A 7,937-nucleotide genomic window follows, 5' to 3' on the forward strand; every position below is an offset into this window, starting at 1 on the left:
CTCTGAGCTGCGGATTCGCCCGTTCGGGGCGGACTGCGGCCGCCACTGCCGACCACTGCCCGCGACTACCATCGGGGCGCGGCTGCGCCGTACCCGGGCCGGCCACGGGCGGAGGAGGAGCACGGTTGAACACGCCGTCCTTCAACGAGCTCGGCCGTTTCCTGGACACCAACCGACAGACGCTGCTGACCGTACTCACCGTGCTGGAGCTGTTGATCCTGCTGGTGGTGCTGCTGCGGTGGTTCGACCGCCGATACGGCCTGCGGGGCACCGGACGGCGCATCCGGCGCGGCGTCGTCGGCGCAGCGCGGGAGCTGGCGGCACCGATCGTCGGGTTCGTCCGGCTCCGGCGAGGAATGCGGGTGGTCGCCGGGAGCTTCGCCGGCTCGGGGCCGGTGCCGGCAGCCCGCGCCTGGATCGCATCGGCTCGATCGGCGCTGGCCGAACGGGACGATTTCTGGCCGTACCTTGTGCTGTCGGGCCATGGGGAGCTCAGCGTGCGACTCGCGGGCGCGGACGCGGACGCGGACGTGCCGTCTCCGGCGCCGGGATCCCCGTGGCAGGTCACCGCGCCGCGTCAGTGGCGGGCCCGCGGCCAACTGCCCCCAGGTTCCGCACCGACCGCCAGCGACGCACTGCCGATCGCCGTAGGGGTAAAGGACAGGACGATGGTCCTGCTGGATTTCGCCCGCTCCCCCGGCATCGTGTCGGTGCACGGTGCCCCGGCACCGGCGCAGCGACTGGTCTCCGCGTTGGGCCTCCAGTTGGCCGCGCTGACCGGCGGGCACGGCGTCCACCGCCTGATCGTCGCGGCGGAAACCGGCGACGGCTCCGGGGCGTTCGGCGTCGACCGGATGTCACTGTCCGCAGCCGTGACAGATCTCGCGACCCGTACGGCACCGAGCGGGCGTACCGTCCTGGTCTGCCGGCGGCCCGATCCGCAGACGGCGGCGCGGCTCGCCAGCCTGGTCGCCGGTGATCCCGGGCTGCTGGTCCTGGTCGCCGGCTACCTGCCCGGATCGCGGTGGCGGTTGCGGGTCGACCTGGTCGGTCGGGTGACCGCACCGGAGTTGCTGCTCGACGTAGACTCCGTACCGCTTGTCCGGTGCCTGCTGCCCCGCCGCCGGGCCGCGCCCGCCGCGCCACCGGCACCGGCATGGGCCGAGGAGGAGTTCCCCAGGCCCGCCGCCCTCGCCGCAGCGTCCTCCGCGCCAGCAGAACCGGCCATGCCCGAGCGCCCCCGGCCATCCGTCCCGGCGGGGGCCACTCCGCCGGCCGCCCATCCACCGCCCGGACCGTCGGTTCCGCCCACCGCGAACGACGACCTGATCGAACAGGCGCACGACGGGCAACGGCCGACGGCCTACTCCGGCGTCGAATCTGGCGGCCGGGCCGCAGACCCTGCCAGCCGGGCCGCAGGCCCTGTCAGCCGAACCGGGGACCGATAGTGCGCCTGCTGCTGACCGTCGTATCCGGCGGTGCCCACCGGGACATCGCCGTGGACGTCGAGGCGGACACCCCGGTGGGTGCGCTCATCGAGCGGGACGGCTCCCCGGGCGACTGGTACCTCGACGGGGCACGGCTGGACCCTGGCTGGACGGTGGGTCGGGCCGGGCTGGTCGCCGGGGTCCGGCTGGGCGACGGTGCGCCGGTGCCCGGCGGCGAAGTCCGGTATCTGCCGGGCGACCCCCGGACCCACTGGCTGGAGGTGCACGGCGTCGGCGGCCCGAGCGCCGGACGGATCTGGCCGGTCGGCCTGGGCTGCCACGACATCGGCTCGGCACCCGGGTCCGCGATCGATCCGGGCGGCGAGGGAGTGCCCGCGCACGCCGCGCGACTCACCATCGACGAACAGGGTCGCGCCTGGATCGCCACCGGCGGCGCCGAGGTACGTCTGGCGGTGCCGCAGCCTCCGGCCCAGACCGAGGCGATGCCCACGCCCGGGTACCCCACCAGCCATCCTGAGCAGCGCGGGTCGGACCTTCGGGGCGAACAGCGGCGGGCGCACGCGGACGAACCCGACGACGCGGAACGCAGACGTGACGGGTCCCGCCGCTGGCCGCCCGGTGTGGACCTGGCCGTGGGCGGCAGCCTGCTACGGCTGGTCTCGCGCCCGACCCCGGACGCCGCGGTGACACCGGCCGTGGACGTGCCGATGCTGGACTTCAACCGGCCGCCACGGATCGTGCCGCCGCTGCTCTTCGCTCGGCGACGGCTGCCCAGCCCGCCGGTCAAGCCGAACAGCCGCCCGATCCCGCTGCTGATGATCCTCGCCCCGATGGTGATGGGTCTGGCGTTCGTCTTCCTCTTCCGGTCGTACTTCTTCCTGCTGATCATGGCGCTCAGTCCGGTGCTGGCACTGGCGAACTGGTACACCGACCGGCGCAGCGGCCGCAAGCGGTACCGCCGGGATCTCGCCGAGTACCTGCGCAAGCGGACCCGGATGATGCGGGAGCTGACGGCGGCGGTCGCCGAGGAGCGGTTGGCCCGGTGCGAGTCGTCGCCCGACCCGGCGACCGTCCTGCACACCGCCGTCGGCCCCGGCCGGCGGCTGTGGGAACGACGCCGCCGCGACCCCGACCACCTCGTGCTACGGGTCGGCACGCTGGACCAGCCGTCACTGATCGAGGTGGACGACCCGGCCCGCCCCGACACGGACCGCCAGCTGCGCTGGACCGTGCCGGACGCGCCGGTCACCGTGGACCTGGTCGACCGCAAGGTGATCGGCCTGGCGGGCGCGGCGGAGACGACGTACGCGACGGCACGCTGGCTCGTCCTCCAGGCCGCCACCCTGCACAGCCCACGTGACCTGCGGATCCACGTACTGACCGAGCAGGCTGGCGAGGAGCGGTGGAGCTGGGTGCGCTGGCTGCCGCACACCCGCCCGGCCGAGGACGGCGTCCCGACCGGCCGGCCCTACACGTTGGTCGGCAACGATCCGGAGACCGTGGCGAACCGGGTGGCCGAGCTGGTGTCCCTGGTGACCGCGCGCATCAAGGCGCGGGGTTCGCAGCTCGGCCAGGTCCTGTTCAGCGAGCCGGACGTGCTGCTGGTCGTCGACGGCGCGCGTCGGCTGCGCGACGTGCCCGGCATGGTGCAGGTGCTCACCGACGGGCCGACGGTGCAGGTCTTCGCGATCTGCATCGACGCCGAGGAGCGGCTGCTGCCGGAGGAGTGCACCGCGGTGCTCCGGGCGGACGCGGACGGGTTGACGGTTCGGCAGACCGGCGTGCCCGAGGCCACCGGAGTCCGCCCGGACATCATCACCGCCGGGTGGTGCGAGCGGGTGGCCCGGGCGTTGGCCCCGCTGCGGGATGTCACCCCGGACGAGACAGCCGGGTTGCCCGACCGCAGTCGACTGCTGGACCTGCTCGACGCCGACCCGCCGGACGCTGGCGACCTGGCCGAGCGCTGGTCCCGACAGCCCGCCTCCACGAGCTTCGTGATCGGTAGTGGCTTCGACGGAACGGTCGCGCTCGACCTGGTCCGCGACGGGCCGCACGCGCTGGTCGCCGGCACCACCGGTGCCGGCAAGTCCGAGCTGTTGCAGTCCATGGTGGTCTCCCTGGCGACGGTGAACCGACCGGACGAGCTGACCTTCGTACTGGTCGACTACAAGGGCGGCAGCGCGTTCCACAGTTGCGTACGGCTGCCGCACACCCTCGGCATGGTCACCGATCTGGACAACGCGTTGGTGGTCCGGGCACTGGAGTCGCTCGGTGCCGAGTTGCGCCGCCGCGAGGAGATCCTGGCCGGGGCCGCCGCCAAGGACCTCGTGCAGTACCGGACGATGCGCGGCCGCGACCCGTCGCTGCCGGCGGTGCCCCGGCTGGTGCTGGTCATCGACGAGTTCGCCACTCTCGTCCGCGAGGTGCCGGACTTCATCCCCGGGCTGGTCAGCATCGCCCAGCGGGGCCGGTCGCTGGGCATCCATCTGATCCTGGCCACCCAACGCCCGGCTGGTGTGGTGACCGCCGACATCCGCGCCAACACCAACCTGCGCATCGCGCTGCGGGTCACCGATCCGATGGAGAGCGCGGACGTCATCGACGTACCGGACGCCGCGATGATCCCGGTGGCCACCCCGGGGCGGGCGCTCGCCCGGCTCGCCCACCGGTCCACCCTGCCCTTCCAGACCGGGTACGTCGGCGGGGTGTACCCGGGTGCCGGCCCGGACACGTCGGAGTCCCGGCCGGCCCCACCGGTGTACGGCACGGAGCTGCCCTGGCCGCGGCTGGGTCGGGCGCTGCCGCCGCCGGTGGAGCAGACGCGTGACGGTGCAGGGCCGGACGAGTTGGCCGCCACCGACCTGGACGTGCTGGTCGACACGATCGACGCCGCGGCTCGCGAGGTGGGCTGCGAGCAGCAGCCGAGCCCGTGGCTGCCGCCGCTGCCACCGGTCGTGCTGCTGGACGACCTCACCCTCCCGCAGTCGCGTACCGGTCCTGGTCTGCCGCCGGTGCCGTACGCGCTGACCGACCTGCCGTTGCGGCAGAGCCAGCCGGTGCTGGCCTGTGATCTCTCCACGCTCGGACATCTCTACGTGCTGGGTGCCTCCCGTTCGGGACGGTCACAGTTGCTGCGTACGCTGGCCGCGTCGCTGGCCCGGTCGGTGTCCTGCGCCGACCTGCATCTGTACGCCGTCGACGCGGCCGGTGGGTCGATGGTGGTGCTGTCGGAGTTTCCGCACTGCGGTGCGGTGGTGCCCCGCGCCGACCTGGAACGCCTGGAACGCCTGCTGGGCCGGCTGCAGGGCGAGCTGGCCCGCCGACACGAGTTGCTGGCTCAGCACTCGTGCGCCGGGCTCGACGAGTTGCGGGCGGCGCTGCCGCCGACGCAGCGTCCGGCGCACCTGATGCTGCTCGTCGACGGTTGGGACTCGCTGGCCGCCGTCCTCAACGACCACGACGGTGGACGGCTGATGGACCAGTTCCTCGGCCTGCTGCGGGAGGGGCCGGCCGCTGGCCTGCACATCGTGATGTCCTCGGAGCGATCGCTGTTGACCGGCCGGGTGGCGAACCTCAACGACCACCGGATCATGCTGCGGATGACCGACCGCACCGACTACTCGGCGATCGGCGTCAACCATCGTCGGGTGCCGGAGGTGGTGCCGCCCGGACGGGGCTGGCACTCCGTGGACCAGGCGGAGATCCAGATCGCCCTGCTGGACCCGGATCCGTCCGGTCCGGCGCAGGTCGAGGCGATGCGCCGGATCGCGGCTCGGGCCCTCGCCCGCGACAGTGCCGTGCCGGCGCCGCGCCGGCCGTTCCCGGTGGCCGGGCTGCCCGCCGCGGTCACCTTCGCCGAGGCGTTCGCACAGGTCCCGGCGCAACAGCGGCATCCGTTGCGCGCGCTGCTCGGTATCGGCGGCGATGCCGCCGCGCCCTGTTACGTGGACTTCGCTGGCCGGCAGGCCACCTTCCTCGTCGCCGGTCCGCCCGGCTCCGGCCGCAGCAACACGCTGGCCACGCTCGCGGTGTCACTACTGGCCGGGGGTACCGGACTGGTGATCCTGACGCCCCGGGAGTCGGTGTTGCGCCGGTTGGCGGTGCATGCCCGGGTGCGGGCGATCGAGGGGGCAGCCCCGGACCCGGCACAGGTGACCGCCGCGCTGGAGGAGCTGGGCGGCCCGTTGGTGGTGCTGGTCGACGATGTCGACCTGCTGGGGTTCGCCAATCCGCTGGAGGCGGTGCTGCGTCAGGTGGTGGGCACCGGTCGGGACCGCGGTTTCGGCCTCGGCTACGCGGGGACGGCCGAGACCCTGACCCAGTCGTTGGGCGGTTGGATCGCCGAGGCCCGACGTTCCCGGCAGGGTGTGCTGCTCGCACCGCAGTCGGCGTTAGAGGGTGACCTGGTCGGAGCGAGGGTGCCGCCAGGGCTGCTGCGGTCGGGCAGCCGACCGGGTCGCGGCTATGTGCCGGACCCGGTGACCGGTGCACTGGGCGCGGTGACGATCCCACACACCGTTCTGCGCTGACCCGGACGCGCGGCGCGGCCGCCGGTCCAGGCGCGGCCGCCGGTCCAGGCGTGGCCGCCGGCCCAGACGCGGGTCGCCGGCCCAGACGAGGCGCGGCCCGGCTGCCGTCACCGGCGACCGGGCCGCGCGCGAGACACCTGCCGCGCAGGTCGAGAGGGTCAGCTCGCGGGTGGCGGCTGGGACAGCGTCTGGTCCATGTCGCTCAGGTTCTTCGCGATCATCGAGAAGCTCGACGCGAAGGTCTCCAGGTTGCTGACAGCCTTGGTCAGTGAGTTGGTGAACTCGGTGTACTGCGTGCTCATCACCGGGCTGGACTGCTGTAGCCACAGGCCGCCCTGGCTGGTCAGCAACTCACTGACGCTGGTCTGCAGGTTCGTCAGTACGCTGGCGATCTCCGCGCCCTCGGTGGTCAGCCGCCCGGCGACGGTGTTGACCAGGGCGTAGTCGACGTTTACTTCTGGCATCGGATGCCTCCGGTTGGCTGGTTCAGCTGGCGCTGCTGGAGGTGGCGATCTGCTCGTCCATCGTGCTGAGCTGAACGGTGATGTTGTGGAACTGCTGGGCGAAGGACCGGATACTCTCGATCGCTGCGGTCAGCTCGGTGTTGAAGGTCTGGTACTGCCCGCTGAGGGTGGGGCTCGACTTCTGCAGCCACAGGCCACCGTCGCTGGTGAGCAGCTGGGACACCGCGGCGAGCAGGTTCTCCAGGCGCGGTACGGTCTGCGTCACGGCGGAGTTGAGCTGGTCGTTGACCGACTGCACCTTGCTGAAGTCGACGGTGATGTTCGGCATGGCATTGCTCCAAAGGTGACTGGGTCAGATGGTGACAGTGGTGTAGGGGACGTAGTCGTCCTCGGATGACTCCTCGGAGACGAGCGTCCACTCCCCGGTGTTCGGATTGCCGGTGTACGTCTTGGTGCCTTCCGAATCCACGACTGTCTTGGTGCCGGTGTCCGGTCCGGTCACCACGATGTCGGTCGTGGTGGTCTCGCCTTCGTGGTCGACGGTCACCTGATGCGATCCGCCGTCGGCCTTCGGGGTGACCGTGCTGGTGGTGGTGCCCTCGCTGGTGGTGGAGGTCACCACGAACGAACCGTCGTCGTTGGTCTTCTTCTCGATCTTCTCCTCCGCGCCGTCGGAGTGGGTGATGGTGGAGGTGTAGTCGACGACGTCGGTCTTCCCGTCGCCGTCGGTGTCGCGGTAGGTGAACTGGGTCGTCTCGGTGTAGGTCAGCCCGTCGCCGGAGGTGACCGTGGTCGTCTCGGAGACGACGTTGCCGTCGTCGTCCAGGACCGCCGTCGTCTGGTTGCTGCCCACCGGCGAGGTGCCGTCGATGGAGGTGGGCGGGTCCCCTGGCTCCGGCACCGGATCGCCACTCCACACCGGCACTGAACCGTCGACCAGGTTTCCGTCCTCGTCGTAGTACTGGAAGGTGATCTCCCGGTCCTTCAGGTCGAGGTAGCGCTCGTACGCGGCGGTGTCGGACTGCCAGCCACTGATGCTGGACCGCAGCCGGTCCAGGTTCACCTTGCCGGCCACGTCGGCGTCCAGGTCGAAGTAGGCCTTGGCGGTGCTGTCGAAGGTGTTCGCCAGCTCGTCGAGCAGCTCCATCGAGTCCTTGAACGGGGTATGGCAGGCGGAGAAGAATGCGCTCAGCGTCCCGTACAGGGTCGAATTGCCGACCTGGCTGGAGTCGACGACGGTCCCGTCGGCGGTGACCACTGCCCGGCGCGAGCCGGTCTCCACGTCGAACTGGATCTTGCTTTTCAGCTCACGCAGGCTGCCCGCGAGGCTGTGCAGCAGCGCGTAGTCGAGCACCAGGTCAGCCACCCTGCGCCCCTTCCTCCGGCTCGTCGGCGTACGCCGTCTGTGTGGTTCGACGCGGCCGGGGCCGCCAGCGGTTCACTGTGAACCTCCACGCGGGTGCGCCACGTCGAACATGACGACGGCGTCCGGGGCA

Annotated in this window: 5 protein-coding genes; 2 read left to right on the forward strand and 3 right to left on the reverse strand. The window is 71.8% G+C overall.

Annotated features, from left to right (window positions below; translation table 11 throughout):
• Nucleotides 1-125: 125 nt before the first annotated feature.
• Both O7608_RS02615 and O7608_RS02620 read left to right on the forward strand, forming a co-directional pair.
• A complete protein-coding gene (locus O7608_RS02615; protein WP_289208461.1) occupies nucleotides 126-1,448 on the forward strand; it encodes a hypothetical protein in 1,323 nt (440 codons plus the stop codon).
• A complete protein-coding gene (locus O7608_RS02620; protein WP_289208462.1) occupies nucleotides 1,448-5,977 on the forward strand; it encodes an FtsK/SpoIIIE domain-containing protein in 4,530 nt (1,509 codons plus the stop codon). The genes O7608_RS02615 and O7608_RS02620 overlap by 1 nt, the downstream gene beginning before the upstream one ends.
• 158 nt (nucleotides 5,978-6,135) lie before the next feature.
• On the opposite strand, the gene O7608_RS02625 is transcribed toward O7608_RS02620, so the two are convergent.
• From O7608_RS02625 to O7608_RS02635, 3 genes are read right to left on the reverse strand one after another with little or no spacing between them, the layout of a single operon-like run.
• Entirely contained in the window at nucleotides 6,136-6,441 is a 306-nt protein-coding gene (locus O7608_RS02625; RefSeq protein WP_289208463.1) for a WXG100 family type VII secretion target, read from the reverse strand.
• Nucleotides 6,442-6,463: 22 nt separating this feature from the next.
• A complete protein-coding gene (locus O7608_RS02630; protein ID WP_289208464.1) occupies nucleotides 6,464-6,769 on the reverse strand; it encodes a hypothetical protein in 306 nt (101 codons plus the stop codon).
• A gap of 24 nt (nucleotides 6,770-6,793) precedes the next feature.
• The gene (locus O7608_RS02635; protein ID WP_289208465.1) at nucleotides 6,794-7,807 is read right to left on the reverse strand and encodes a hypothetical protein; all 1,014 of its coding nucleotides are present in this window, start codon (nucleotides 7,805-7,807) and stop codon (nucleotides 6,794-6,796) included.
• Nucleotides 7,808-7,937: the final 130 nt, after the last annotated feature.

It is taken from the genome of Solwaraspora sp. WMMA2056, assembly GCF_030345095.1.
GTDB lineage: Bacteria > Actinomycetota > Actinomycetes > Mycobacteriales > Micromonosporaceae > Micromonospora_E.

Bases quoted from the DNA above. Each gene is read 5' to 3' on its own strand.
- O7608_RS02625 (WP_289208463.1), bottom strand. From the start codon at position 6,441: ATGCCAGAAGTAAACGTCGACTACGCCCTGGTCAACACCGTCGCCGGG.
- O7608_RS02630 (WP_289208464.1), bottom strand. From the start codon at position 6,769: ATGCCGAACATCACCGTCGACTTCAGCAAGGTGCAGTCGGTCAACGAC.